Source organism: Stutzerimonas sp. C6.4V, from assembly GCF_058536345.1.
Genome location: NZ_JBZUBM010000002.1, coordinates 142,842 through 166,154, shown reverse-complemented (window position 1 = coordinate 166,154; position 23,313 = coordinate 142,842). Strand labels below are relative to the sequence as shown.

The window sequence follows — 23,313 nt, the reverse complement described above, 5'->3', positions numbered from 1 at the left end:
ACAAGGAGGCGGGTCGATTCAGCGGAACGTCCGGTCCAGAGCCCGTTCCATAACAGGACGTGCCAGACAAGGAGACGCAGTGATGATGGAGGTCGGAAGCGCTCGCCGATGGCTGGATGGGTTGGGCTGGCTGGTGATCTATGCGTTCATCTGGGCACTCTTCAGCGAAGGTGGCGGATGGTCGCTGGGTATACCAACCATCCTGTTGGCCACGGGGCTTTCAGTCTGGTTAGGGTTGCGGCCCTGGCACCCTTCGCTGCGGGCGCTGCCTGGGTTTCTTCTGTTCTTTATCGGCAAGATGGCCGCTGGTGGCTGGGATGTGGCCGTGCGTGCGGTTCATCCACGCCGACCGCTGCAGCCCGCGTGGCTCGACTACCCGATTGCCAGCCCTTCGCCCCAGGTGCGGCTGGTGCTCTCTGCGCTGGTCGGCCTGCTGCCCGGCACCCTGGCCTCGCGAGTGGAGGGCGACCAGATGCGGGTGCATGTGCTTGATCAGCGCCAGCCGTGGAAACCCACCGTGAGCGAACTCGAACAGCGACTCGAGCAGCTGCTGGTGCGGGGGCGCTCGCACTGATGGCGGTGTACGCGTCCCTGCTGCTGCTGACCATCATCATCGGGCTCGGCCGCGTTATGTTGGGGCCGGGTCGGGTGGATCGGCTGCTGGCAATCCAGCTGTTCGGCACCACCGGCACGGCCTTGCTGTTGGTGCTTGCTCAATGGCAACACCAACCGGCGTTACGTGACGTGGCGCTGCTGCTGGGATTGCTCGCGGCGGTCGCAAGCGCCGCGCTGGTGCAATTGCTGCGCAGGGGCCGGCATGACTGAGCTGTTGCTGGATGGCCTCAGCTGGCTGCTGCTGGTTGGCGGCCTGCTGTTTTTCGTGGCGGGCAGTATCGGTCTCCTGCGCTTTCCCGACACCGTCAGCCGTCTGCATGCCTTGACTAAGGCGGACACCCTGGGCCTCGGGCTGGTGATTGCCGGCCTCTCGCTGCGCGCCGACAGCCTATGGGAGGTCGGGCAGATGCTGCTGATCTGGCTGTTGCTGCTGGCCTCCAGCGCCACCGCCTGCCAGTTGCTGGCGCGACAGGCCGGTGAGGAGCCACGCGATGACTGAGTGGCTGTTCGACGGGGTGCTTGGGCTGCTGCTGTTGGGGCTCGCCTTTGGCGCGCTGCATGGTCGCAACCTCTACACCAGCGTGCTGCTGTTCATCGCCTTCGGCCTCGCGCTGGCGTTGATCTGGGCGCGCCTGGGCGCAGCGGACCTGGCGTTGGCCGAAGCGGCGATTGGCGCCGGGCTGACCGGCGTTCTGCTATTCACCGCTCTCGCTCGCCAACCGCGGCCAGCAGACAAGCCTGAGGCCACCGACACAAGACGCCGTCTCGGCGCTGCCGCCGTGGTGTTGCCACTGCTGATTCTGCTGGTACAAGGGCTGGCGCCGCTGAGTGAGCTAGAGCCGCTTCTGCCGGCGCTGATCACGCTGCATCTAGATGAGACCGGTGTCAGCCACCCGGTAACCGCCGTGCTGCTGAACTACCGCGCCTGGGACACGCTGCTGGAGCTGTGCGTCCTGCTGCTGGCGCTGCTTGGCGCTCGGCAACTGGGGCCGCGACCACTGGATCTGGCCGAACCCTGGCCGCTTCTGCGAGCCTGGGCGCGGGTGCTCGCGCCGCTGCTGGTGCTGGCCGCCGGCTACATTCTGTGGCGCGGTGCCAGCGCGCCAGGTGGCGCCTTTCAGGCTGGGGCGATACTGGCCTCGGGTGTGGTGCTACTGCGCTTGTCGGGCCTGCTGCCGCGACTGCGCTGGTCATCCATGCCGTTGCGCGTGCTGGTGCTGGGCGGCCTGCTGGTCTTTATCGGTGTTGCGTTGATGACCGCCTGGCTGGGCGAGGGCTGGCTGACTTACCCACGCGGGGCGGCCAAGCTGCTCATCGTTCTGATCGAGAGCGTAGCGACCTTGTCGATCGCTGCGAGCCTCAGCCTGCTGGTGGTGGGCGAAGGGGAGGACGTCTCCTCATGAGCAGCGGCCTGTTCTGGATGATCATCGGTGCCACGCTCTGGTTACTCGGGCTGCACGGCCTGCTGACCTTGCGTCAGGCACTGCGCCGGATTATCGCCTTCAACCTGATGGGCAGTGGCGTGTTTCTGGTGATGATTGCCCTGGCGGCGCGCAGCCAGCCGAGCGATCCGCTGCTGATAGCGCTGGTGGTGACCGGGCTGGTGGTGGCGGTCAGCGCCACCGCCCTGGCGTTGCGGTTGGCCGGCGTGGCGCAAGGCCCGGAGCACTCAAAGGGCCAGCAGGAGCCGCGACAATGAATGCGGCGTTACTGAGCCTGTCCCTACCGCTGCTTGCAGCTCTGCTGCTGGTATTGCTGCGGCCGGCTCGCAGTGGCCTCTGCGTGATCCTGATGAGCGCAGCCAGCCTGACCGCCGCGGCGTTTGCCTTGCAGCAGGCGATCAGCCTCGGGCCGCAGCTGTTGCAGATCGGCGGTTGGGAGACACCGCTGGCGATCCGGTTCCAGCTGACCCCGCTCACCGCGCTGTTGATGGTCTTTACCGCCGGCCTGCATCTGCTGGTCGCGCTTTATGCAGCGCGCAGCCCGCACGCCACCGGCAACGAGGACTACTGGCCATTGTCCTGCCTGTTGCATGCGTCGCTGGTCGCACTGTGGCTATCGGCGGACCTGTTCAACCTGTACGTCACGCTTGAATTGCTGAGCCTCTGTGCCGTGGCGCTGGTGGCACTGGCCGGGCGCAAGGCCTATCGACCGGCCTTCAACTACCTGATGCTGTCGCTGGCCGGGTCGCTCGCTTACCTGTTTGGCGTCGCGTTGTTCTATGGCCGCTACGGCGTGCTCGATGTGCTGGTACTGGCCGAGCTGACCGAGGCCGACAACACGACCCGGCTGGCGCTATTGCTGATGAGTGTCGGGCTGATGCTCAAGGCGGCATTGTGGCCGCTGCACCTGTGGTTGCCCCCGGCGCATTCCGGCGCACCGACGGCCGTCAGCGCCTTGCTCTCTGCGCTGGTGGTCAAGGGACCGATCTATATCCTGTGGCTGATCTGGAGCCAGATCGCGCCACCGGAACTGGGGCGTCAGGCCGGGTTTCTGTTCGCTGGGGCCGGCATCCTGGCGTTGATATCTGGCGGCTGGTCGGCGTTGCGAGCGCCACGTCTGAAAATGCTGGTGGCCTATTCGACGGTTGCGCAGCTGGGCTATGCGCTGCTGGCGCTCGGCCTGTTGCTGCACTGGCAGGAAGCGCGCATGGAAGCGGCGCTGTGGCTGTTCATCCTCGCCCACGGCTTGGCCAAGGTATCGATGTTCCTGGCCGCCGGCGAGCTGCAGCGGGTGCTGGGTACGCGTCGGGTGCGCGCGCTGAAAGGGGCCAGCCAGAACATGCCGGTGGCCATGGCGACCTTCGCTGTCGCAGGGGGCAGCCTGATCGGTCTGCCGCCCAGTGGAGGCTTTCTTGCCAAGTGGCTGTTGCTGCAGCCGCTGTTCGAGCAACCTCAGCACTGGCCGTGGGCTTTTGGTGTGCTGCTCGGCACGCTGATGTCGGCGGCCTATGTGTTCCGTGTAGTGGCGCTGGGCTTCGATCGTGCGCGGCCCAACCCACCCAGCGTCAAGCCTGATCCCGTTGCGCAATGGCTGGCGATGCTGCCGGCGCTGTTGGTGCTGGGCCTGGCGCTGATCAGTGAGCCCTTGCTGCTGTGGATCGGCGGGGTGGCGCGATGAACTGGACCCACTGGCTGCCGCTGGCGATCGTGCTCAGCTCGCTGGTGCCGGGCCTGCTGATCTTTACCCTGCGTGAAGATCAGCGTCGCTTGCGGGTGACGCTCAACCTCTGTGGCGTGGTGATCAAGCTGTTGCTGGTGGCGGCGATGATCTATGGCGTGAGCCGCGGCCTGGAGTTTCGCTTCAGCTTGCCATTCCTTCCCGGGGCGCCGCTGGTGCTGCAGGGCGATGCGCTGTCGCTGTTGTTCGTTACTCTATCGTCAGTGCTGTGGCTGGCGACGACCATCTACGCCATTGGCTACCTCGAAAATTCTCCGTTGCAGTCGCGCTTCTTCGGCTACTTCAGCCTTTGCGTGAGCGCCACCGTAGGTCTCGCGCTGGCGGGCAATCTGGTCAGCTTTCTGTTGTTCTACGAGATGCTGACCTTGGCGACCTTCCCGCTGGTGGTGCATCGAGGTACGCCCGAATCGCTGCGCGCCGGGCGCGTCTATCTGGCCTACACCGTGGGCGGCGGTGCATTGGTATTGATGGGCGTGGCGCTGCTGCATGGCCTGGCCGGTGGGCAGGATTTCCAGCCGGGCGGCTATCTTCTGGACGCGGTGGGCGAGCATGACCTGGCGCTGCGCGTCGCCTTCGTCCTTCTGGTCGCCGGGCTTGGGGTCAAGGCAGCGCTGATCCCGCTGCATGGCTGGCTGCCAAAGGCGATGGTGGCGCCGGCACCGGTCAGTGCACTGCTGCATGCGGTGGCGGTGGTCAAGGCCGGTGCGTTCGGCATCATCCGGGTGGTCTATGACGTCTATGGCGCCGAGGCGATGGGTCAACTGGACATGGCCGGCCCGCTGCTCTGGCTGGCCGCGGCAACGATCCTCTATGGCTCGATGCGCGCTCTGCAGCAGCAGGAGCTGAAGAAGCGCCTGGCCTACTCGACCATCAGTCAGGTGTCCTACGTGACACTTGGCGTTGCGCTGCTCGGGCCGATTGCGGCGGTCGGTGGGCTGGTGCATCTGGTCCATCAGGGGCTGATGAAGGTCACGTTGTTTTATTGCGCGGGTATCTTCGCCGAAACACTCGGTATTCACCGGATTCGCGAAATGGACGGCGTCGGCCGGCGCATGCCGCTGACCATGGCTGCGTTCAGTATCGGTGCGCTGGGCATGATCGGCATTCCGCCGATCGCTGGCTTCGTCAGCAAATGGGCGCTGGGCATGGGCGCGCTGGAGGTCGGGCAGGATTGGGTGCTGCTGGTCCTGATGGGCTCGGCGTTGCTCAATGCCGGCTATTTCTTGCCGCTGCTGTGGCGTGGCTGGTTTGCCGAACCGGCTGACTGGCATGAAGACAACTGGCGCGAGGAGCGCTGGGAAACCCACTGGATGTTGTTGCTCCCCGCGATCTTCACCGCCTTTTTGTCAGTGCTGGTGGGCGTGCTGGCCGGCACGGCGCTGAGCCCGCTGGGCTGGGCGCAGTTGATCGTCAATCGGGAGTTCGAGATATGAGCGGCGCCTGGCTCTGGATGTTGGTGCCGCTGGCGCCACTTCTCGCCGCGGGCTGCCTGGCCATCTGGCGCGAACGGGCCATCGGCTGGCTATGGCTGGCCTGTATTCCGGCGCTGGCGCTGGTTGCTCAGCCCGTTCCCTTGCTGGAGCTGCCGATGCTCTGGGATGGCGTGCGCTGGGGCGCCAGCGATGACCTCAGCCGTGCCTGGCTGGGCTTCACCGCGCTGCTGTGGGGCTGTGCAAGCGTCTTCGCCAGCAGCAGCCAGAAGGATGACGCTTGTCTGCTTCGCTTCTGGACCTTTTGGCTGCTGGCGCTGGCCGGCAACCTGATGCTGATCATCTCGACCGACGCCTTGAGCTTCTACCTCGGTTTCAGCGCCATGAGCCTCGCCGCGTATGGGTTGATCGTGCATCGGCGTGGGCCAGGCCCCCGTCGCGCCGGACGGCTGTACCTGCAACTGGCCATCTGCGGCGAAATGGCCTTGCTCGCTGGGCTGATGCTGCGCAGCCACGCCGCGGACGGCGATTTCTCCTTCGCCGCCTGGCAAACGCTGCCCATGGATGGCCTGACGCTGATCCTGTTGCTGGCGGGACTGGGGCTCAAGGCCGGTTTCTGGCCACTGCACGTCTGGTTGCCCCTGGCCCATCCGGCAGCACCTGCACCGGCCAGCGCGGTGCTGTCGGGGGCGATGCTCAAGGCCGGTCTGCTGGGCATCTGGCGATGCTTGCCGGAAAGCGATCCGTTGCTGTCCAGCCTGGCGGACGTGTTGCTCGCCATGGGCATCTTCGGGGCTGTGTATCCGGCGCTGCTCGGGCTCGTTGCAGGCAAGGCCAAGGCGGTGCTGGCCTATTCATCGGTCAGTCAGATGGGCTATCTGGTGATGCTGCTGGCGCTGGCCTGGCGACATCCCGAGCAACTTCAGGCGATGACCGTCGTGCTGATGCTCTACGGCGTCCATCACGGCCTGGCCAAGGGGGCGCTGTTTCTCGCGGCGGGCCTGATCCATGCCGGTCGTCTTCCGCGCATCGGCTGGGCGATCCTGACACTGCCAGCCCTGGCGATCGTGGGGTTGCCGCTGACCAGCGGCGGGGCGGTCAAGACAGCGTTGAAAGACGTCTGGCATGCCGGGGAGTTCGAAAGTTGGCTGGTCTGGCTGAGCCTCAGCAGCCTGACTACCGCCCTGCTTTTGATTCGCGCGCTGTGGTTGCTACGCCAGGATGCCCGCGATGCGCCCGCGATCCGTCCACCGCTACCTCAGCTGTTGCCCTGGGCGTTGCTCAGCAGCAGCTCGTTACTCTTGCCCTGGTTGTGGCCCGCGCTGCGCGAGCCGATGCTGCATGGCCTCTATCCGGGTGGCATCTGGGCCGCACTATGGCCGCTACTGCTGGCATCGGTTTTGGCTGGCGTGGCCTTGAAAAGGGGCTGGAAGGTTCCGGCACGCCTGGTGAATCTACCCAACCCGACGCTGACGCTCTCGCTGCGACTCAGACGCCTGGTACTGCGTCCGCCGTTGCCGGTGCCCATCCTTCGCCCGGATGCTTCGCGCTGGCGACAACGCGAGCGCTGCTGGAACCGCTTCTGGAACAAGGGCGCGCTCAGCCTGAGTGCCTGGCTGTTGGCAGCCCTGTTGTGGCTGGGATGGCTGTGGTGAACCGCTAGACCTGGAAGTGCCCGACCTGCTTGCTCAGGGTGCCGCCGAGGCGCGCCAGTTCCACGCTGGAGGCAGCGGTCTGCTCGGCCGACGTCGCCGACTCGTCGGCAATATCCCTCACGCGGGTAACGCTGCGGCTGATCTCCTCGGCCACGGCGCTCTGCTGCTCGGCGGCGGTTGCGATCTGCTGCATCATCTGCTGGATGGAGGCGATCATGCGGGTGATGTCGACCACCGCTGCACCGGTGTCATCGACCCCCGTAACGGTGCGTTCAGTCAGCTCGCTGCAGGCCTGCATGGTCGCGGCGGCTTCTTCGGCAATCTGTTGCAGCCCCCCGATCAGGTTCTGAATCTCCACGGTTGCATCCTGGGTGCGCCGAGCCAGGGTGCGTACTTCGTCAGCCACCACGGCGAACCCTCGACCCGCATCGCCCGCCCGTGCTGCCTCTATCGCGGCATTCAACGCCAGCAGATTGGTCTGGTCGGCCACGGACTTGATGACATCCAGCACCCCGCCGATCTGTGCACTCTCGCGCTTGAGGCGCGTCATGGCCCCGGTGGACTGGGCCACTTCTTCGGCCAGTTGCCTGATCTGGCTGACGGCCTGGCGCGCAGTGGCCTCGCCGGCCTGCGCCTGCTGATCGGCAGACAGCGCGGCATTGGCCGCTTGCTCCGAATTTCTCGCAACCTCCTGAACGGTGGCGGCCATTTCGTGTATCGCGGTCGCGACCTGATCGACTTCCTGTTTCTGCGCCACCACGCCGGCACTGGCCTGTTCCGTTGCGCTGGACAGTTCGGCAGCGGCGCCGGAGATGGTGTCTGCCGAGCTGCGCACCTGGCCGATCAGCTCGCCAAGGCTGCGTTGCATCTCGCCGAGGGAGGCCATCACGCTGCCTGTCGGGGCGCGGCTGGCACCGGGCAGGCTGCGCATGTCGCCCGAAGCCACGCGTCGGGCAGCGGCAGACAGCTCAAGGGGTTCCGCGCCGAGGGTACGCAACAGCCCCCTGACGATGCTGATGCCGAGCCCCAGGGCCAGCAGTACGGCCACAATGCTCACCCCGATCATCAGGTTGCGCTGGGTTTCGTACTCGGCGTGTTCGGACAGGACTTCGGCGTTGGCGGCTTCGCGGCTGTGCTGCATATAGGCTTCGCCTGCTGCCAGCAACTGGCGAAGCAGGGGTATGCAGTCACGGTTGATCCGTACGATGGCTTCTTCGCGCTGTCCGTTTACGGCGCGCTCGACGATGTCCAGTGCCACCGGACCATAAAGGCTTTCGACGCGTGTCAGTTCGGCAAGCAGCTGGGTTTCCTTGCCCGCATCAGCTATACGGCCAACGGCAGTTTGCAGCTCAGCGAGATGGGTCTGGACGTCGCGGTGGGCTTCCACCACTTCGGCATGCTCGAGCTGAAGATCGGCATCGGAGGTCACCAGCACCAGGTTACGTGCCGCGACCGCACGGCGCTGCGCTGCGATCAGCAGCTCGGATGCAAGCTCCTCGCGGGCGTTCACTCCTTCCACATAGTCAGAAAAGGTGTCGTTGAACTTGGCCAGCTCCACCATCGCCAGGGCGGAGACGAACAGCACGATGAGGGTCAGTGCAGCGAAGCTCAGGCCGAGCTTCAGCTTAACGGTCAGGTTCATTCTTGTTCTCTGAAGGGTGGAGGATTAATTCACGGATTGACTGTGCGGTCATAATAATGGCCGTTAGATATCAATCAATTGTACTTTGGTATTGGTTTTGTACAAGCCCCGTATCGATTGGGTGAATGTAAAGCTGTCGGGATAGGCTAGGTGCCTGCATCCCGGGAGGCCGGAGAGGCCGGTGAGAAATGTCGAGACGAAAAAAAGGCGCCAACGGCGCCTCGAATGGAGCGGTTTGGTTCAGACGGTGCCGAGCGCAGTGCGGTCGCTACCGTCTTCTGCCAGCAGTTGCCCCAGTGGTGTACGGGCGAAACCGTCGTCGGCAACCTGGTCTGCTTGCGGCGTCAGGTCGAATCCGTCCTCGGCGAGCCCTTCGCTCAGGGGCGTACGATCAAAGCCATTTTCGGCGAGGGCCCGATCACCTGGCGCGGCCTTCCCGACAGTGGAAGGGCTCTGCGCCTCACCCAGAACCGGCTGCGGGTGGCTCGGTGGAATGGCAAAGGCGGTGGAGGCGAGGCTGGCCAGAATCAGACTTGCAAATAGCTTTTTCATGATGTTGTCCTCGGTAGGAGTGGGTACGGGACCCATGCTACGGGCGAGGACGAAGTGGACAAACGTGAGCGTATCGATACTGCTAATCGACAGTCTTGATACTTGATTCCAGGGCTCGCCGATAGCGAAACAGCCAGGGTTCAGCTGGCCGTTTTGCCGACAACCTTCCCGCTGCTGCGGCGGGGTTGATCCAGCGCCGCCATGCTGCGGTCATGCAGACGAACCAGAAGTGTCATGGCCGTGAGCGCGCCGAGCAGGGCGCAGAACATGTCGGCCTGGGTGTCCCAGGGGTCGCCCTGCATGCCGAGGAATTCCTCGGCGCCCTGGCCAAGGCCGAGCGCCGCCGCCCACTCGACCAGCTCGTAGACGGCGCTCAGGGTCATCGCCATGCACACGCAGACGAAGGGCAACAGGTGCTTGCCATGGACACGATCCTTGCGCACCAGCAACTCGCGGGCGATCAGCGCCGGCACGACCCCCTGAAGAAAATGCCCCAGCCGGTCATAGGGATTACGGTCCAGCTCCAGCCAGTCCTGCAGCCAGAAGCCCACCGGAACGCGGGCAAAGCTGTAGTGCCCACCGGCAATCAGCCCCAGCGCCTGAACGGCCAGCAGCAGGTAGAGCAGCGACGAGAGGGGGAATCGCTGATGGTTGTAGATCAGAGCCGGCAGCAGGATGGCTGCGGGCAAAATCTCCATCAGCCAGGTGGTGCGGTCATGCGGGCTGAAGGCGGAGGCCAGCAGGGCCAGCAAGACAAGGATAACCAGGGTCTTGAGCAACAGCGTTCGGTGCATTCAACCTGCCTTTCGATAGCGGGGCGACTGTGCAATGGACCGCAAAACCGGGGCGTTGTCTGCCACGAGGAAGCGAATCGCCGCTTTGCGTGCCGATCAGCCGGCGTCAGGGCAGGGCTTTCTCCGCGTAGGTGCGTGTTGCCAGGCCCAGTTGGGAGCGGAAGCTTTCCATGTCGAACATGGTGCATATCTCGCGAATTAGTCCGCTTGGGGTCAGGGTCCAGAAAGCCATGGCAGAAATGCTCAGCACCTTGTCGCTGGGAGGATAGCCAAGCGCTGCGTTTTCAATAGTGCCGATCAGCGTGCTCCAGGTGACCACCTTGTCGCCTTCGGCGACGCACTCTTCGATCACCACCTGGAGATCCGGCATGGCCGTACGAATCTGCATGACCATGGCGGCGAAGCCTGCGCTGGACAGGGGATGGCCGACGAACGAGCTCTTGTAGAGAAAATCCTTGCCGTGCAACTGCTCGGCGAGCGCCAGATGGCCGCGGTTCCAGCTCAGGTCGACGTGTTTGCGTACCCGTCGTTTGTAATCATCCGGTGACATCCGATGCGTCCAGTGCTTGTTGGGAAGGTGAACTCTAGCAATGGCAACCTGCCAGGGCATCCATCGCGTGGGTGCTTTGTCATTTCAGTCCGCAGGCAGGCGCAGGCGGAACGCTGCGCCACCAAGATCGGAGTCATCGAGCCTGAGCTCGCCGCCATAGCTGTCGAGAATGTCCTTGACCACCGCCAGGCCGATGCCCTGGCCAGGGTGCTGGGCGTCAAGGCGTTCGCCACGACGCAGGATGCGTGCGCGCTGATCGACCGGCACGCCGGGGCCGTCATCTTCGACGCTCAGCATCAGGCATTCGCCGTCCTGTTGCAGGCTGACGCGTACCTGATGGAGGCAGAGCCGGTAGGCGTTCTCCAGCAGGTTGCCGAGCAGTTCCATGAGTGCACCCTGCTCCAGCGGCAGGGTAGCTTCTGGAGGCAGCTGCAGCCCGACCTGTACACGCTTGTCCTGATAGACCTTGTCCAGGGTGCTGCACAGGCGCACCAGCAACGGCAGCAATGCGACCCGGTGGCGCACCAGGCCGCTCTGGCCGAGGCTTGCCCGCTGTAGCTGGTAACCAATCTGCTGGCTCATGCGCTCGATCTGCGCGCGCATGACACGGGATTGCTCACGGTTGTCCGGCTGGGCGCTGATGACCTCGCCGACGCTTTGCAGGACGGTCAAGGGTGTCTTCAGGCTGTGGGCCAGGTCACCGAGCGAATTGCGATACTGCTCGCGCTGGCGACGTTCGCCATCGAGCAGTCGGTTCAGCGAGCGCGTCAGGCGCAAGAGCTCACGTGGATGCCGCTCGCTCAGCCGGTCGAGCTGTCCTGCCTCGGCCAGGTCCAGCTCATGGCTAAGGCGCTTGAGCGAGCGAAAGCCCCATGTCAGGCCCAGCCAAAGCAGTGTCAGCAAAACCAGCAGGCCTCCGCCGAGCCAGAGGTAGAGCTGCTGACGGAATTCCTCGAACAGGCTGCGGTATTCGCTGGTCGGTTGCATGGTGACGAAACTGAAGGCCTGGCGCCGATCGTCGCTCAGTCGCAGTTCGACATCGTAGACGAAATATTCCACGCCCTCTGCGTCACGCACTCGCTTGAATTCGGTAACGCCGTCCTGCAGGCGCGGCCGATAATCGATGCTTTCGTCTTCGGCCGAGCGCGATTGCCAGAGCCGTCTGCCTTGAGGATCGAATATGTAGCCCAGCAATTTGGCGTCAGGCAGGTTGAACTCCTCGTCCGGCATGCGGGCGGGCATGACCAGCCGGCCGCCTTCGATGCGCGACGCGGTAATCAGGGTATTGGCGTCGGCGGCCAGGCGCTCTTCGATGACGCGCTCGAAGGCAAGGCTGAACGCAGCCTGCAGCACCGGTAGCAGGGCAAACATGAACAGGATGGCCAGGCCGGTAGCGCCCAGCATGAGCCGCAACCGCAGCGAGAGACTGCCGTTGCGGGAGGTTCGCACCAGCACCAGCCAGCGGCGCCAGCGCCGGCTCATCGGCAGCGCTCGGTAAACAGATAACCGAGACCGCGAACGGTATCGATGGGTTTCAGCCCGCCCTGGGCTTCCAGCTTGCGCCGCAAGCGGCCGACCAGCACTTCGATGACATTGGTGTCGCGCTCGTTGTCGTCTGGATACAGCTGTTCCATCAGGCGTTCCTTGGCCACCACCTGCTGCTGATGACGCATCAGGTATTCAAGGATGCGGTACTCGAACGCGGTCAGCGGCAGCGGTTCATCGTTGATCAGCGCCTGCTTGCGGTTGAGATCGAGCCGCAGCGGCCCGGCTTCGATGCTGGCCTGGGTGAAGCCGGACGAGCGACGCAACAACGCGTTGAGCCGCGCCTCGAGCTCCTCGAACTGGAAGGGTTTGACGACGTAGTCATCGGCCCCGGCGGCAAGCCCTTCGACCTTGTCCTGCCAGTTGCCCCGCGCCGTGAGGATGAGGATGGGAAACCGCTCACCATTGCTACGCAGCTGGCGGATCAGGTCCAGCCCGCTGATACCCGGCAGGCCGAGATCGACCACCGCCAGATCGTGATTGAATTCGCGGGTCTGATAAAGCGCCTCTTCGGCATCGGCCACTGCGTTGACGACGTGGCCGCTTTCGCTCAGGCGAGTCAACAGGTGGTGGCGCAGCAGCGCCTCGTCTTCCACCACCAGCACTTTCATCCTCGGCTCCTGTCATGCAAGCGGCCGGGGCAATCCCGGCCGTGGTCCATTGGGCAAATTGCGCTTTAGAACTGATAGTTCACACCCAGGTAGGCCTGCTTGCTGCTGTGTACGTCGATCGAGCCTACCTTGCCGACGCCGCGCTCAGCCACTTCGGTGCCGGCGTTGCTACGTAGATAACGGTAACCCGCTTCGATCGAGGTGTTGTTGCCGACGTCTTGCAGGACACCGGCCTGCAGACCAACCAAATAACCGATGTCGCTGTCGCGGCGGTAACCGCTGGACTCGTTCTCCAGCTTGGTCAGGCCGGCACTGGCGCCGCCGAACAGACGGGTGGTATCGCCGATCGGCAGGAACAGGTCATAGCTGCCGATCAGGTTCTGCTGGCGCAGTTTAAGCGAGCTGCCGTAGTCATCGGAGACATTCTCATAGGTCGCATAGTAGCGGGCCTCGTCAGTCATCTGGCCCGCGCGGATGCCCCAGGTGCCACTGTTCTTGATGGTGTCATCGAAACGGTTGGTACCGGGCATGTTCTGCTTCAGGGTGCTGGAGCGATCGATATTGACCGTGCTCTTGCCCCAGGTGAGGCCGACGAAGTTGTCGGCGGCTTGGGCGCCGAGGGCGAAAACGCTGAGAGTGGTGGCGATGGTCAGGCTATGCAGCTTGTTCATGTGTCGCTCCTTTGCAGGCGTGGAAAAATTTACGTCTCCATCCTGCCTGCGGTCCCCTGAACCGCGCCTGAACCCTGGCTGAACCTGAGCTGAACGGCTGCGAAGACGGCGCAGCAAGGGCTGCGCCGCCAATCCGCTAGCGCCCGCGACGTCCCAACAGGGCGATCAGCGCTGCGGCTCCCACCGCCACGGCTGCGGTGGTGGCAACCGGATGCTGCGTGGCCCGGGTGTAGAGACTGCGGGTCAGCACCATGCCGGGGTAGTCACCGCTGGCCTTGCCGTCACCGGCCCTGCCTACGTCATTGGCGTAAAGTGCGCCGCGCGAATCTCGCTCCGGACGCCCGCTCTGGATCGCGTCATAGACAAAGGTGCGGTTGATCCAGTCGGCCAGGCGAGGCGCATTCTGGGCCAGCTTCGACAACAGCTTCGCATTACCGATATAGACGTCGCGTTGCGGGTGCTCGGCTGCGTGCAGAATCGCCTGGGCGACCACCTCTGGCGCATACACAGGTGGCGGAAACACCGGCGCGCTGGGTAGGTAGTTCTTGGAGTGGTCCATGAACATGGTATCGGTCGAGGACGGCCGTACCAGCGTTACCGAAACAGGCGTGCCGGATTTCTCCAGTTCCACCCGCAGCACGTCGGTCATGGCCTTGATGGCGTGCTTGCTGGCGCTGTAGCTGCTGTGGAAAGGCAGCGCATTGGCCGACTCGACACTGCCGATGTTGATCAGCGCACCGCCCTTGTCGCGTAGATGTTGCACTGCGATTGCGGAGCCGTAATGGGTGCCCCAGAAATTGGTCTGCATGACCTGTTGATGATCTTCGTCGCTGACCTCGTCAAAGCGGCCCCAGACCGAGCTGCCGGCGTTATTGATCCAGGTGTCGAAGCCGCCGAAGTGCGAGATCGTTTCCTTGGCCACGTGCTCGAGTTGCTCACGCTGGCCGACGTCCGCCATCACATGCATGACCCGATCGCCTGCATTCAGGTCGCGCTCGATGCTGGCCAGCGCTTCTTCATTTCGCGCCACCAGCACCACGCGGGCACCTTTTTCGACAGCCAGGCGGGCGGTGGCAAGGCCGATTCCGCTCGAGGCGCCGGTGATGACGATGACCTGCTCATGCAAGGGTTTCAGAGAGATGCGCATTGGATGTCCTCGGATTTCAATGAAGGGGCTTGGCTCGGTAGAAGCCGGGGGCCCGCTTGCGGTTCCGGGCAGGCGATGGATGGCAGAGGCTGGACACGCTTGGCTATTGGCTGGTGCCACTGCGCGGCAGTCTCCTACTCGAAAGCGCGCAAGTGCATGCAGGGTTGCGTCAGATTCTGCGGAACTCTTTTGATGGCCAATTGATCTCAGTGGGGCTCGGGAGATCTCTCCCGCTTATCCATCGATCAGGAAGTCTGCACATCCGTCGTGCAGCGGTATGCCTCGACATCGAGCCAGGTGCAGGAATGAAACGCTTTGTAGTGCTGGATGGTTTTCGCGGTATTTGTGCGGTCGCTGTGGTGCTGTTTCATACCCAGATATTGCTGAGTTTCTCTGAGCTCAACTTCTTCAGGCATGCCGATCTGTTCGTCGAGTTCTTTTTCGTGCTCAGCGGCTTTGTCATGTTTCACGCATACGGCAGCCGAGATTTCGGCCCGGATGTGCTCAGGCGGTTCGTCATCAGCCGCACCTTTCGGCTGTACCCGCTGCACCTGTTGATGTTGCTTGTGTTCATCGGCTTGGAGTTCGGCAAGTTATGGGCCGAGCACCACGGATACTCGTTCAATGACTCGGCGTTTACCGGCAAGACGGCGCCGAGCGAGATCCTGCCCAATGCACTGCTGCTGCAGAGCTGGATCGGGGATTTCAACAGTCTGTCGTTCAACACGCCAGCCTGGAGCATCAGCATCGAGTACTACCTGTACATGCTGCTTGCGATGGTATTGCTGATCCTGCCGCGTTACTGCGCCCAGGTGCTGGGGTTGGCCACGGTGATCTCGTTCGTGGCGCTGTATATCGAATTGGACGTGATCAAACCATTCATCTGGCGTGGCGCCTCCTGCTTCTTTGCCGGCGCGTTGACCTATCGCGTCTATCAGCGATTGGACGCAGCATTCAGCCGCATGGACGACCGTCTGTTCTTTACCGGCCTCGAGCTGCTATGCCTGTTGCTGGTATACCGCACCTTGACGCACGAGACGCCGCATCAGGGCATCATCGCCAGCCTGCTCTTCTGCGCGGTAGTGCTGGTCTTCGCCGGCGAGCGGGGCGCTGTCTCGCAGTTGCTGCAGCACCGGAGCTTCTCCCGCCTGGGCGAACTGTCGTTTTCGATCTACCTGACCCACGCTGCCGTGATCTTTGCATTCACCAGCGCCGCGGTGGTGATGTCCAAGCTCACGGGCAGCGAATACACCACCATTCTGCAGCAGCCAGGCAGCGAGCAGATCATGCGCTATATCAGCACTGGCAGCAGGCTGGTGGACGACCTGCTGACCTTGCTCGAGCTTGGCATCGTCCTGGCGGTATCGAGCCTGACTTATCATTTCGTGGAGTTGAAGGGCATCGAGATGGGCCGTCGTCTGGCGCGCAGTAAACCGCTGCCGTTATCGCACGTTTAAACAACCTTTCCGGTCCCTGCTGCGAGTCGAGAGTGTAGATCGTGCGCCTCGTCCGGTGGGGCGGTCTGCAGGCTCATGGCGGCGGAAACCTGGGCGGTCCGGGCAATCGCAACCCTCCGAAGGGAGCGGCTTCGTGGTCCGTTGGTTTGCCAGTGCGGGCGCGTTGCACCGGCCCAGGAGGCAGCTCGCCAGCCCGCTGTCGGTTTGTCAGGTGTTCGAGTCGGCAGAGTCGGTCGGTTTTGCCGGGGGATACGTCTCGTGCAATGGCGTTTGCTCTTCACCGTCGACGGTCCAGGTCAGCGTCGCCTCGATGCGGCTGTCCTCCGCCAGGCCGATCCGGTTGTTCAGCGGGCACTGCGCCTCGGGTCCGCTGGTCAGCTTGCCGGATTGCCGGCTACGACTGGTCCCGGCGCGGCCAATGGTGCTTACGTCAAGGTTATAGGTCAGTTGGTGGGCTTCTTCACTGCTGAAACACAGCCGCAGATTAAGCCGGTTGTCGTCGGGAGAGAGCTCCAGCCGGGCCGCGACAGGTGCCGCGGCGGCTAGTAACAAGGCGGCCAGCGTGACTGTAACCATGGGCGCTACTCGATGGACTTGAGGTTGGTCTATTGCTGGGTAATCGTAGCCAGGTTGCCGGTTCCGTTCTGCATGATGACGGCGTTCAACATTTCCGCGCTTTGGGTAATGGACGCCTGATTCGACGCTCCGATCTGGCTGATACGGGCCTCGTTGTAGCTGGCTAGCTGGCTGATGTCAGCCATGTTGCCGTCGCCGACCTGCACGACGCTGGCGCGATTGCCATCGAAGCCTTGCTCCACCTCGACGCTGTTGTCATTTCCGGTCGATGAGCCGCGAAAGCTGTTGTCGCGGCCGCTTTGTTCGACGAGCAGCAGGTTGCTGTCGCCCACCTGGTTGAAGACGACCTCGCCGAACAGGGTGAACTGCTCGATATCCGCGGTATTCGAGTTGCCATTCTGGGCGAGCTGGATCGCGCCGCCATCGCCCTGGTCGATGGTCGCCGAGTTCTCGTCGCCGACTTGGAACACCGCTGTTCGCGTCCCGTTGGAAATGCCGTCTTGCGCCAGGGCTAGCGAATTGCCGTTACCGATCTGACGCGCTTCGGCTATTGCAAAGCCGGTTTGATTGGCGGAAATCCTATTGTTGTCACCAATGCTGCTGGCCTGAAGGTCGTTGGTATACCAGTACTGCTGAACCTCGGCGAGGTTGCCAGTGCCCTCCTGGTAGATGCTGGCAACAGAGAAATAGCTTTCGTCACCCTGGGAGACGGTAACGTCGTTGTCGGAACCGATCTGCACTATTGAGGCCTGGTTTCCCTCGGCAATCAGCCCCTGGTAGATCGAGGCGGTATTGGTGGAGCCGTTCTGCCTGACCAGGGCCTCGTTCAGCCAGCCCGTCTGCTCGATGGTGGCGTCGTTATCGTTGCCGTTCTGCACGGCCTTGGCGCTGTTGTCAGCGTAGAGGTTACTGGCGACCGCGAGCAGGACGGCACCCGTGATGAGGTTGAGACGGCGCATGTCGTTTCCTTTCGTTCTTGATTATTGGTGTTGAACGACCTGAACGCGCTGGCTGCTGCCATATTGGACGACGCTGCTGCTCAAACCGCTGCCTACCTGTTCGATGCTGGCTTCGTTGTTGGAGCCCCACTGAGCAATTGCCGCCTGGTTGTCGCTGCCGATCTGGGAAATATCGGCCAGGTTGCCCTGACCATACTGCAGGATGGTGGCGAGCTGATTTTCGCCCTGCTGAAGGATGTAAGCCGTCTGGTCGTCGCCCGCCTGAATAATACTGGCCAACTGGTTCTGACCGGTCTGGCTGAGGTCGGCGAGATTGTCGTTGCCTTGCTGCAGCACCTGGGCGAGCTGTGATCCCTGTAATTGAGTGGCAGGCACCGCCATGCTACCCAGAACCGACGTGCCGCCGAGAAGATCGGCGTTGTCCATCAGGTCTGCCGCGTGAAGCGGGACGTTGGCGGTCAGCAGAAGAGCGGCAAACAAGCCGCGGCGAAACAGCGCTAGACGATCCATGCAGGCACCTCGAAGTTGTGCCTGGATTTTTCACTGGCGGGGTAGGGCTGAACATCCATCGAACGGTGCAAAAACGGCTTTGGGTGACGAGAGGGGCGGATTAAGCCGTCGCGACTGCTCATAGCTCATCCCGGTCCATATCGAAGGTGTCCTGCAAGAGGTTTTGCAGCTTGCTGCGGCTGATGTCTTCAAGGATCACCTGAGCGGCCTCATCGGCGATCGTTTCGATCTCGGTCATGTTGGGTTGAAGGAACCGCCGGTAGACGGTTCGGGGGCCGTATTCCACCCAGACCAGGCTGCCCCAGCGCGCCGAGGGACGCTCGCGAACCACGAGATCGTTCTCCAGTTCGCTGGAATCCTGCAGGCGAAAGCTCAGATAGCGGTGAAAGTCATGACCGAAGCGTGACACCGTGTTGTCGATGATCAGCCCGCTCAGTTCCGCCTCGCTTTGCGCCTGCGTGGCGGTCTCCTGCGCCTGCGCCGGGCCGAGCAGGCAGCACAGCAGCAGGCCGACCGTCAGGCGTGACACGACTCGGACCAGTCCAGCCGGCCACGCAGCAGGAAGGCCGCCTCGGCGCGGTTGGAGGCGCCAATCTTGCGCAACAGGTTGTGGATGTGACTCTTGATGGTATGCGGGCTCAGGCACAGCTGTTCGGCAATCTCGGCGTTGGACAGGCCCTTGCCGGCCAGGCTGAGGATCTCCCGCTCACGGAGCGTCAGGGACGGTTTGCTACCAGCGAGCTGACGCATGCGCCGCCACTGGCTGAGCAGGCGCTCGGTGAGCACGCGGGGCAGCCAGTCGCCACCTTCGAGCAACACCTGAATGCCATCGAGCAGATGCTCACGCGTGGCATGGCTATAGAACACGCCGCGAATGCCGGGGTGCTTGTCCACCAGTCGTTCGGCCTGTTCGGGGGCAATGTTTACCAGCGCCACGGGGGTGTGTTCGTCGAGGCGGTCGAGCAGCGTCGACAGTTGTTCGGTCTGGCTGTTGCCAGCATCGACCAGGTAGAGGTCCGCCGCGTCGCTGGGGACTTCTTCGAGCCTCGCCAGGGCGACTTCCGCTTGTGCTTCCTCGCCGAGGAAATGCTTGAAGAAAAGGCCCAGCAGTTCATTGCCGGTCAGCAGGGTGACGCTGGGTTGATTACGTTCCCGGTGGGTGAGATCCGCTTCGTCCATGTTCGATCCTTGGATTGGGTACCGTTGAGTCGCGTAGAAAAGTTACTAAACGACCGGCCCGAAATGATGAAGTTCAGCGTTCAGGTCGCGATTAAGCCGGCATCTGCGTCGGGGGGACGATAACCCGACGGACGGTTGGCGAAACGGGCGAGTGGATGGAATGGACTAAGGTGGGTCAATCACCCATTGGATGGAGTCGGCATGAGCAACCCCACTCGCGAACTGACACTGCGCGCACTGCTGACCGGGCTGTTGCTGGGCGCCGTGCTCACACCTTCGAACATCTACTCGGGGTTGAAGATCGGCTGGTCGTTCAACATGTCCATCATTGCCTTGCTGGTCGGCTTCGCCTTCTGGCAAGGCTTGGCGAAGGTGCTGGGCAGGCCTGCCTGGAGCCTTCACGAAAGCAACATCAGCCAGACCACCGCCTCGTCCGCTGCCTCCATCATCTCCAGTGGGCTGGTGGCGCCGATACCGGCCTATACCCTGATCACAGGGCAACAGTTCGACACCCTGCCGCTGATGGCCTGGGTCTTTTCGGTGAGCTTTCTCGGCATCTGGGTGGCCTGGTACTTGCGGCCATCGTTGGTCGTCGAAGCCCAGCTGCGCTTCCCGGAGGGCATGGCCACGCTGGCGACCATGCAGCAGATCTACAGCCATGGCGCCGAAGCCGCCCGGCGGCTGCTGGTGCTGTGCTCGGCCGCGCTGCTGGCCGCTGCAATCAAACTGGTGGACAGCCTGCTGTGGTCCTTGCCGCGCTGGGCTCCCTCCGCGCAATTGGAGCGCCTGACATTCGCCCTTGAACCCTCGTTGCTGCTGCTGGGTTTCGGCGGGATCATCGGCCTGCGGGTCGGCCTGTCGTTGCTGCTGGGCGCCGTGGTTGCCTGGGGCCTGCTTGCGCCCTGGTTGCTCGCCGAGGGTCTGGTCGTGATGCCTTTGGACGCCAGTGGTCCGCAGTTCGCGCTGCTGATCGAGTGGCTGCTGTGGCCGGGGGTGAGCCTGATGGTCTGCGCAACGCTGACGTCACTTGGCTTGCGCTTTGTACGTGCCCGACGGGAGGGTGCGGCCAATCACCTGCAACTGAGTCGGCCTGCGCCCTGGCCTGCGCTCGGACTCGTCCTCGCGGCGCTTCTGGTGATCACCTTGCAGATGACCCTGTTCGATATCCATCCGCTGATGGCTGCGCTTTCGATCCCTTTGGCGCTGCTGCTGGCGATGGTGGCGGCCCGGGTCGTGGGTGCCACCGGCATTCCGCCGATCGGCGCCATCGGACAGCTGTCGCAGCTGAGTTTCGGGGCCATAGCGCCAGGGCAGGTGGCCATCAATCTGATGAGCGCCAACACCGCTGGTGGCGCGGCGGGCCAGTGCACCGACCTGCTCAATGACTTCAAGGTCGGTCACGCCATCGGAGCCTCGCCGTCGCGGCAGGTGATCGCACAGTGCGTGGGGATCCTGGTTGGGAGTCTGATTGGGGTGCTGGTCTACCAACTGCTGATCCCTGATCCAGAAGCGATGCTGATCACTCCGGAATGGCCCGCGCCTGCCGTGGCGACCTGGAAAGCGGTGGCCGAGGCACTGACGGCAGGGCTCGGCTCGATAGGTCTCGACATCCGTTGGGCCATGCTCGCCGGTGCCCTGGCTGGCCTGGTGCTGGGGGCGCTGGAGGGCTTGGCCCCGGCCTGGCGGTTGCGCTGGCTGCCGAGTTCGGCCGCCCTGGGGCTGGCCTTTATCATTCCCGCTTCGATCTCGCTGATGATGGCCTTTGGTGCGTTGCTGGCCTGGCTGTTTTCGAGCCGCTGGGGGAGCCTTGCCGAGCGATTCGTGATTGTTGCAGCCGCCGGGCTTGTAGCCGGTGAGAGCATGGCCGGCATTGGCATCTCGCTTTGGCAACTGGTGCACTAATAGCGTCCTGAGCCATACCGAGGCCGACGAACGGTCAGTCTGTGTGCTTGCGACGAACGGCACTTGCCCTTGGATCGCCCGTTTTGCATGGGTCCCAGCGGAAACGGGCGGCTACCGCAGTAGAAGTGATGAAATTCTTTTCCCTGCCCGCTGCCTGAATAAAGGAACCCCTTTCAACAGGAGAGTGATCATGAAAACGACCCAACTCGCTGCGCTGACCCTGGCTGGCCTGATGTCCACTGGCGTGTTTGCTGCTGGTACCGCCGATAGCGGGACCATGAAGCATGACGATGGGCACGGCTCCATGAGCAGCGATTCGATGAAAAGCGGCTCCATGAACAATGGCAAGGACCGCACCATGATGGACGGCAAGACCACCGATGATACCGATCGCAACGGTCTGACCACCGGGGCGGGTACCACCACCGGTTCCGGTGAGACAGCAGGTCCGGGCACCGAGACTGGCACCAGCGTGGGGAACACCACGTCAACCGGCAACAGCGCAACTGGCAACTGATGCCCGTGGCGTCACATCTGGAGCCCTGGCTGCCTGGCCGGGGCTTTTTCTTGCGCAGCCGTTAGCGTCCTGTTGTCGCTGCTGATCGGGTCGCTGACTGTTGCAGATCAGGAGAAGGTCATGGCTAAGCGTTTTGCGTTGCTTGTGTCGGCGTCTATGGCGGCCTCGCTGGCGATTGCCGCCGGAACGGGCCCGACGCATCCGGAAAAGAGCCGCGAGCATCCTCTGGATACCCGCGAACCACGGCAGGATGTCATAGAAGGGCGAGACGGCAACCAGGACCAGCCGAGGCCGCCGACCCTCGAAACGCCAGAGGAAACTGCGCCCGCCGAGCCGGCGGAGCCGTCGCTCCAGCCGGGTCCCTGCGACCCCCGTTCAACCGGAAGCGGTGCCCCTGCGGCCAGCTGAAATTGCGCCGGCGGAAAACTAAAACGGGAGGCCTGAGCCTCCCGTCAATGTCTCGCGCGAGTGTTTAGAACAGGACGCGGCTGCGAATGGTGCCGTTGACTTGCTGGAGCTTTTCCAGGGCCAGATCCGAATATTCCGCATCGACGTCGATCACCACGTAGCCGACGCGCTCGTTGGTCTGCAGGAACTGGCCGCAGATGTTGATGCCGTTGTCGGCAAACACTTTGTTGATCTCGCTCATCACGCCGGGGATATTCTCGTGGATGTGCAGCAGACGGTGCTTGCCCGGGTGCGACGGCAGCGCGACTTCGGGGAAGTTGACCGAGGATACCGAGGTGCCGTTGTCGCTGTACTTGACCAGCTTCTCGGCCACTTCCAGGCCAATGTTGGCCTGTGCTTCGGCCGTCGAGCCACCGATGTGCGGGGTGAGGATCACGCGATCCAGGCCACGCAGCGGGCTTTCGAACTCTTCGTCGTTGGACTTCGGCTCGACCGGGAACACGTCGATGGCGGCGCCGATCAGGTGCTCGTCCTTGATAGCCTGGGCCAGGTGATCCAGCTCGACCACAGTGCCGCGGGCGGCGTTGATCAGGATGCCGCCTTTCTTCATGGCGCGGATTTCCTTCTCGCCGATCATCCACTGGGTGGACGGCAGCTCCGGTACATGCAGGGAAATGATGTCGCACATACCCAGCAGTTCGTACAGCGAGCCGATCTGCGTGGCGTTGCCCAGCGGCAGCTTGGTCACCACATCATAGAAATAGACCTGCATACCAAGGCTCTCGGCCAATACTGACAGCTGGGTGCCGATGGAGCCGTAGCCGATGATCCCCAGCTTCTTGCCGCGAATCTCGAAGGAATTGGCTGCCGACTTGATCCAGCCTCCGCGGTGGCAGGAAGCATTCTTCTCCGGGATGCCGCGCAGCAGCAGGATGGCTTCGGCCAGTACCAGCTCGGCCACCGAACGGGTGTTGGAGTAGGGTGCGTTGAACACCGCGATACCGCGTTCGCGGGCGGCGTTGAGATCGACCTGGTTGGTGCCGATGCAGAAGCAGCCGACGGCAATGAGCTTCTTGGCAACGTCGAAGACTTCCTCGGTGAGCTGGGTGCGCGAGCGGATGCCGATGAAATGGGCGTCGGCAATCTTCTCCTTCAGTTCCGCATCGGTCAGTGCAGTCTTGAGGTACTCGATATTGGAATAGCCGGCGGCCTTGAGGGTGTCGACAGCGTTCTGGTGAACGCCTTCGAGAAGAAGGAACTTGATCTTGCTCTTGTCGAGTGAGGTCTGGCTCATCTGCATTAAAACCTTAAGGCCGAAGGGTAGGACGAAGTGTCCAGCGAAGGCTGGCCGACCCGAGAACACCGGAGCCGGGAGTCTGCCGAGGCACGTTTCAAAAGGGTGCGTATGCTAGC

The 23,313-nt window shown here is 63.1% G+C and carries 26 protein-coding genes; 12 read left to right on the top strand and 14 right to left on the bottom strand.

The window, feature by feature from the left end:
- Nucleotides 1–82: 82 nt before the first annotated feature.
- Genes AC4LFW_RS16630 through AC4LFW_RS16595 form a run of 8 tightly spaced genes read left to right on the top strand, consistent with a single transcriptional unit; the run spans nt 83 to nt 6,880 of the window.
- Nucleotides 83–574: a Na+/H+ antiporter subunit E gene (locus tag AC4LFW_RS16630; RefSeq protein ID WP_491820476.1), complete on the top strand. Its 492-nt coding sequence runs from the start codon at nt 83–85 to the stop codon at nt 572–574.
- Entirely contained in the window at nt 574–825 is a 252-nt protein-coding gene (locus tag AC4LFW_RS16625) for an MrpF/PhaF family protein (RefSeq protein ID WP_491820474.1), read from the top strand. Before AC4LFW_RS16630 ends, AC4LFW_RS16625 begins: the two co-directional genes overlap by 1 nt.
- A complete protein-coding gene (locus AC4LFW_RS16620; protein WP_491820473.1) occupies nt 818–1,114 on the top strand; it encodes a cation:proton antiporter in 297 nt (98 codons plus the stop codon). Before AC4LFW_RS16625 ends, AC4LFW_RS16620 begins: the two co-directional genes overlap by 8 nt.
- Nucleotides 1,107–2,018, top strand: coding sequence for a Na(+)/H(+) antiporter subunit B (locus AC4LFW_RS16615; RefSeq protein ID WP_491820472.1), 912 nt, complete (start codon nt 1,107–1,109; stop codon nt 2,016–2,018). Before AC4LFW_RS16620 ends, AC4LFW_RS16615 begins: the two co-directional genes overlap by 8 nt.
- A complete protein-coding gene (locus AC4LFW_RS16610; protein ID WP_491820471.1) occupies nt 2,015–2,314 on the top strand; it encodes an NADH-quinone oxidoreductase subunit K in 300 nt (99 codons plus the stop codon). The genes AC4LFW_RS16615 and AC4LFW_RS16610 overlap by 4 nt, the downstream gene beginning before the upstream one ends.
- On the top strand, nt 2,311–3,735 hold the full coding sequence (locus AC4LFW_RS16605) for a complex I subunit 5 family protein (RefSeq protein ID WP_491820469.1): 1,425 nt from the start codon (nt 2,311–2,313) through the stop codon (nt 3,733–3,735). Before AC4LFW_RS16610 ends, AC4LFW_RS16605 begins: the two co-directional genes overlap by 4 nt.
- Nucleotides 3,732–5,228, top strand: coding sequence for a complex I subunit 5 family protein (locus AC4LFW_RS16600; RefSeq protein WP_491820468.1), 1,497 nt, complete (start codon nt 3,732–3,734; stop codon nt 5,226–5,228). Before AC4LFW_RS16605 ends, AC4LFW_RS16600 begins: the two co-directional genes overlap by 4 nt.
- Entirely contained in the window at nt 5,225–6,880 is a 1,656-nt protein-coding gene (locus tag AC4LFW_RS16595; RefSeq protein ID WP_491820467.1) for a proton-conducting transporter transmembrane domain-containing protein, read from the top strand. The genes AC4LFW_RS16600 and AC4LFW_RS16595 overlap by 4 nt, the downstream gene beginning before the upstream one ends.
- Before the next feature lie 4 nt (nt 6,881–6,884).
- Here the strand turns inward: AC4LFW_RS16595 and AC4LFW_RS16590 are convergent, their stop codons facing one another.
- The 8 genes from AC4LFW_RS16590 to AC4LFW_RS16555 all read right to left on the bottom strand — a co-directional run bounded on the left by AC4LFW_RS16590 (nt 6,885) and on the right by AC4LFW_RS16555 (nt 14,392).
- Entirely contained in the window at nt 6,885–8,522 is a 1,638-nt protein-coding gene (locus AC4LFW_RS16590; protein ID WP_491820466.1) for a methyl-accepting chemotaxis protein, read from the bottom strand.
- A 240-nt stretch (nt 8,523–8,762) separates the two neighbouring features.
- Entirely contained in the window at nt 8,763–9,074 is a 312-nt protein-coding gene (locus AC4LFW_RS16585) for a hypothetical protein (RefSeq protein ID WP_491820464.1), read from the bottom strand.
- 140 nt (nt 9,075–9,214) lie between these two features.
- Nucleotides 9,215–9,868: a DUF2238 domain-containing protein gene (locus AC4LFW_RS16580; protein WP_491820463.1), complete on the bottom strand. Its 654-nt coding sequence runs from the start codon at nt 9,866–9,868 to the stop codon at nt 9,215–9,217.
- Between the two features lie 106 nt (nt 9,869–9,974).
- Entirely contained in the window at nt 9,975–10,418 is a 444-nt protein-coding gene (locus AC4LFW_RS16575; protein WP_491820462.1) for an ester cyclase, read from the bottom strand.
- Nucleotides 10,419–10,502: 84 nt separating this feature from the next.
- A complete protein-coding gene (locus AC4LFW_RS16570; RefSeq protein WP_491820460.1) occupies nt 10,503–11,900 on the bottom strand; it encodes an ATP-binding protein in 1,398 nt (465 codons plus the stop codon).
- A complete protein-coding gene (locus AC4LFW_RS16565; protein ID WP_491820459.1) occupies nt 11,897–12,574 on the bottom strand; it encodes a response regulator in 678 nt (225 codons plus the stop codon). The genes AC4LFW_RS16570 and AC4LFW_RS16565 overlap by 4 nt, the downstream gene beginning before the upstream one ends.
- Nucleotides 12,575–12,639: 65 nt before the next feature.
- Complete coding sequence (locus tag AC4LFW_RS16560; protein WP_491820458.1) at nt 12,640–13,245, bottom strand: hypothetical protein; 606 nt, start codon at nt 13,243–13,245, stop codon at nt 12,640–12,642.
- 136 nt (nt 13,246–13,381) lie between these two features.
- A complete protein-coding gene (locus AC4LFW_RS16555) occupies nt 13,382–14,392 on the bottom strand; it encodes an SDR family oxidoreductase (protein WP_491820457.1) in 1,011 nt (336 codons plus the stop codon).
- Between the two features lie 305 nt (nt 14,393–14,697).
- Between AC4LFW_RS16555 and AC4LFW_RS16550 the strand changes: the two genes are divergently transcribed.
- Nucleotides 14,698–15,849, top strand: a complete 1,152-nt coding sequence (locus tag AC4LFW_RS16550; RefSeq protein ID WP_491820456.1) for an acyltransferase family protein — start codon at nt 14,698–14,700, stop codon at nt 15,847–15,849.
- Between the two features lie 207 nt (nt 15,850–16,056).
- Here the strand turns inward: AC4LFW_RS16550 and csgH are convergent, their stop codons facing one another.
- The 5 genes from csgH to AC4LFW_RS16525 all read right to left on the bottom strand — a co-directional run bounded on the left by csgH (nt 16,057) and on the right by AC4LFW_RS16525 (nt 19,073).
- Complete coding sequence (gene csgH / locus AC4LFW_RS16545) at nt 16,057–16,425, bottom strand: curli-like amyloid fiber formation chaperone CsgH (RefSeq protein ID WP_491820454.1); 369 nt, start codon at nt 16,423–16,425, stop codon at nt 16,057–16,059.
- Between the two features lie 29 nt (nt 16,426–16,454).
- Nucleotides 16,455–17,384: a hypothetical protein gene (locus tag AC4LFW_RS16540; RefSeq protein ID WP_491820452.1), complete on the bottom strand. Its 930-nt coding sequence runs from the start codon at nt 17,382–17,384 to the stop codon at nt 16,455–16,457.
- 21 nt (nt 17,385–17,405) lie between these two features.
- Nucleotides 17,406–17,810 carry a curli production assembly protein CsgB gene (locus AC4LFW_RS16535; protein ID WP_491820451.1) on the bottom strand — a complete coding sequence of 135 codons (405 nt, stop codon included), beginning with the start codon at nt 17,808–17,810 and terminating at the stop codon, nt 17,406–17,408.
- A gap of 202 nt (nt 17,811–18,012) precedes the next feature.
- A complete protein-coding gene (locus tag AC4LFW_RS16530; RefSeq protein ID WP_491820449.1) occupies nt 18,013–18,423 on the bottom strand; it encodes a CsgE family curli-type amyloid fiber assembly protein in 411 nt (136 codons plus the stop codon).
- Nucleotides 18,411–19,073, bottom strand: coding sequence for a helix-turn-helix transcriptional regulator (locus AC4LFW_RS16525; protein WP_491820448.1), 663 nt, complete (start codon nt 19,071–19,073; stop codon nt 18,411–18,413). The genes AC4LFW_RS16530 and AC4LFW_RS16525 overlap by 13 nt, the downstream gene beginning before the upstream one ends.
- Nucleotides 19,074–19,274: 201 nt before the next feature.
- Between AC4LFW_RS16525 and AC4LFW_RS16520 the strand changes: the two genes are divergently transcribed.
- From AC4LFW_RS16520 to AC4LFW_RS16510, 3 genes are all read left to right on the top strand, one after another.
- The gene (locus AC4LFW_RS16520; protein WP_491820447.1) at nt 19,275–20,975 is read left to right on the top strand and encodes an OPT/YSL family transporter; all 1,701 of its coding nucleotides are present in this window, start codon (nt 19,275–19,277) and stop codon (nt 20,973–20,975) included.
- A 190-nt stretch (nt 20,976–21,165) separates the two neighbouring features.
- Complete coding sequence (locus AC4LFW_RS16515) at nt 21,166–21,492, top strand: hypothetical protein (protein WP_491820446.1); 327 nt, start codon at nt 21,166–21,168, stop codon at nt 21,490–21,492.
- Between the two features lie 120 nt (nt 21,493–21,612).
- Nucleotides 21,613–21,900, top strand: a complete 288-nt coding sequence (locus AC4LFW_RS16510; protein ID WP_491820445.1) for a hypothetical protein — start codon at nt 21,613–21,615, stop codon at nt 21,898–21,900.
- A gap of 64 nt (nt 21,901–21,964) precedes the next feature.
- On the opposite strand, the gene serA is transcribed toward AC4LFW_RS16510, so the two are convergent.
- Nucleotides 21,965–23,194 (bottom strand): phosphoglycerate dehydrogenase, encoded by a 1,230-nt coding sequence (gene serA, locus AC4LFW_RS16505; RefSeq protein ID WP_491820444.1) that lies wholly within the window; start codon nt 23,192–23,194, stop codon nt 21,965–21,967.
- Nucleotides 23,195–23,313 lie beyond the last annotated feature (119 nt).

Excerpts from the sequence above, each read along its gene's own strand:
- AC4LFW_RS16630 (WP_491820476.1), top strand. The coding sequence starts at position 83 with ATGATGGAGGTCGGAAGCGCTCGCCGATGGCTGGATGGGTTGGGCTGG.
- AC4LFW_RS16625 (WP_491820474.1), top strand. The coding sequence starts at position 574 with ATGGCGGTGTACGCGTCCCTGCTGCTGCTGACCATCATCATCGGGCTC.
- AC4LFW_RS16620 (WP_491820473.1), top strand. The coding sequence starts at position 818 with ATGACTGAGCTGTTGCTGGATGGCCTCAGCTGGCTGCTGCTGGTTGGC.
- AC4LFW_RS16615 (WP_491820472.1), top strand. The coding sequence starts at position 1,107 with ATGACTGAGTGGCTGTTCGACGGGGTGCTTGGGCTGCTGCTGTTGGGG.
- AC4LFW_RS16610 (WP_491820471.1), top strand. The coding sequence starts at position 2,015 with ATGAGCAGCGGCCTGTTCTGGATGATCATCGGTGCCACGCTCTGGTTA.
- AC4LFW_RS16605 (WP_491820469.1), top strand. The coding sequence starts at position 2,311 with ATGAATGCGGCGTTACTGAGCCTGTCCCTACCGCTGCTTGCAGCTCTG.
- AC4LFW_RS16600 (WP_491820468.1), top strand. The coding sequence starts at position 3,732 with ATGAACTGGACCCACTGGCTGCCGCTGGCGATCGTGCTCAGCTCGCTG.
- AC4LFW_RS16595 (WP_491820467.1), top strand. The coding sequence starts at position 5,225 with ATGAGCGGCGCCTGGCTCTGGATGTTGGTGCCGCTGGCGCCACTTCTC.
- AC4LFW_RS16590 (WP_491820466.1), bottom strand. The coding sequence starts at position 8,522 with ATGAACCTGACCGTTAAGCTGAAGCTCGGCCTGAGCTTCGCTGCACTG.
- AC4LFW_RS16585 (WP_491820464.1), bottom strand. The coding sequence starts at position 9,074 with ATGAAAAAGCTATTTGCAAGTCTGATTCTGGCCAGCCTCGCCTCCACC.
- AC4LFW_RS16580 (WP_491820463.1), bottom strand. The coding sequence starts at position 9,868 with ATGCACCGAACGCTGTTGCTCAAGACCCTGGTTATCCTTGTCTTGCTG.
- AC4LFW_RS16575 (WP_491820462.1), bottom strand. The coding sequence starts at position 10,418 with ATGTCACCGGATGATTACAAACGACGGGTACGCAAACACGTCGACCTG.
- AC4LFW_RS16570 (WP_491820460.1), bottom strand. The coding sequence starts at position 11,900 with ATGAGCCGGCGCTGGCGCCGCTGGCTGGTGCTGGTGCGAACCTCCCGC.
- AC4LFW_RS16565 (WP_491820459.1), bottom strand. The coding sequence starts at position 12,574 with ATGAAAGTGCTGGTGGTGGAAGACGAGGCGCTGCTGCGCCACCACCTG.
- AC4LFW_RS16560 (WP_491820458.1), bottom strand. The coding sequence starts at position 13,245 with ATGAACAAGCTGCATAGCCTGACCATCGCCACCACTCTCAGCGTTTTC.
- AC4LFW_RS16555 (WP_491820457.1), bottom strand. The coding sequence starts at position 14,392 with ATGCGCATCTCTCTGAAACCCTTGCATGAGCAGGTCATCGTCATCACC.
- AC4LFW_RS16550 (WP_491820456.1), top strand. The coding sequence starts at position 14,698 with ATGAAACGCTTTGTAGTGCTGGATGGTTTTCGCGGTATTTGTGCGGTC.
- csgH (WP_491820454.1), bottom strand. The coding sequence starts at position 16,425 with ATGGTTACAGTCACGCTGGCCGCCTTGTTACTAGCCGCCGCGGCACCT.
- AC4LFW_RS16540 (WP_491820452.1), bottom strand. The coding sequence starts at position 17,384 with ATGCGCCGTCTCAACCTCATCACGGGTGCCGTCCTGCTCGCGGTCGCC.
- AC4LFW_RS16535 (WP_491820451.1), bottom strand. The coding sequence starts at position 17,810 with ATGGACAACGCCGATCTTCTCGGCGGCACGTCGGTTCTGGGTAGCATG.
- AC4LFW_RS16525 (WP_491820448.1), bottom strand. The coding sequence starts at position 19,073 with ATGGACGAAGCGGATCTCACCCACCGGGAACGTAATCAACCCAGCGTC.
- AC4LFW_RS16520 (WP_491820447.1), top strand. The coding sequence starts at position 19,275 with ATGAGCAACCCCACTCGCGAACTGACACTGCGCGCACTGCTGACCGGG.
- AC4LFW_RS16515 (WP_491820446.1), top strand. The coding sequence starts at position 21,166 with ATGAAAACGACCCAACTCGCTGCGCTGACCCTGGCTGGCCTGATGTCC.
- AC4LFW_RS16510 (WP_491820445.1), top strand. The coding sequence starts at position 21,613 with ATGGCTAAGCGTTTTGCGTTGCTTGTGTCGGCGTCTATGGCGGCCTCG.
- serA (WP_491820444.1), bottom strand. The coding sequence starts at position 23,194 with ATGAGCCAGACCTCACTCGACAAGAGCAAGATCAAGTTCCTTCTTCTC.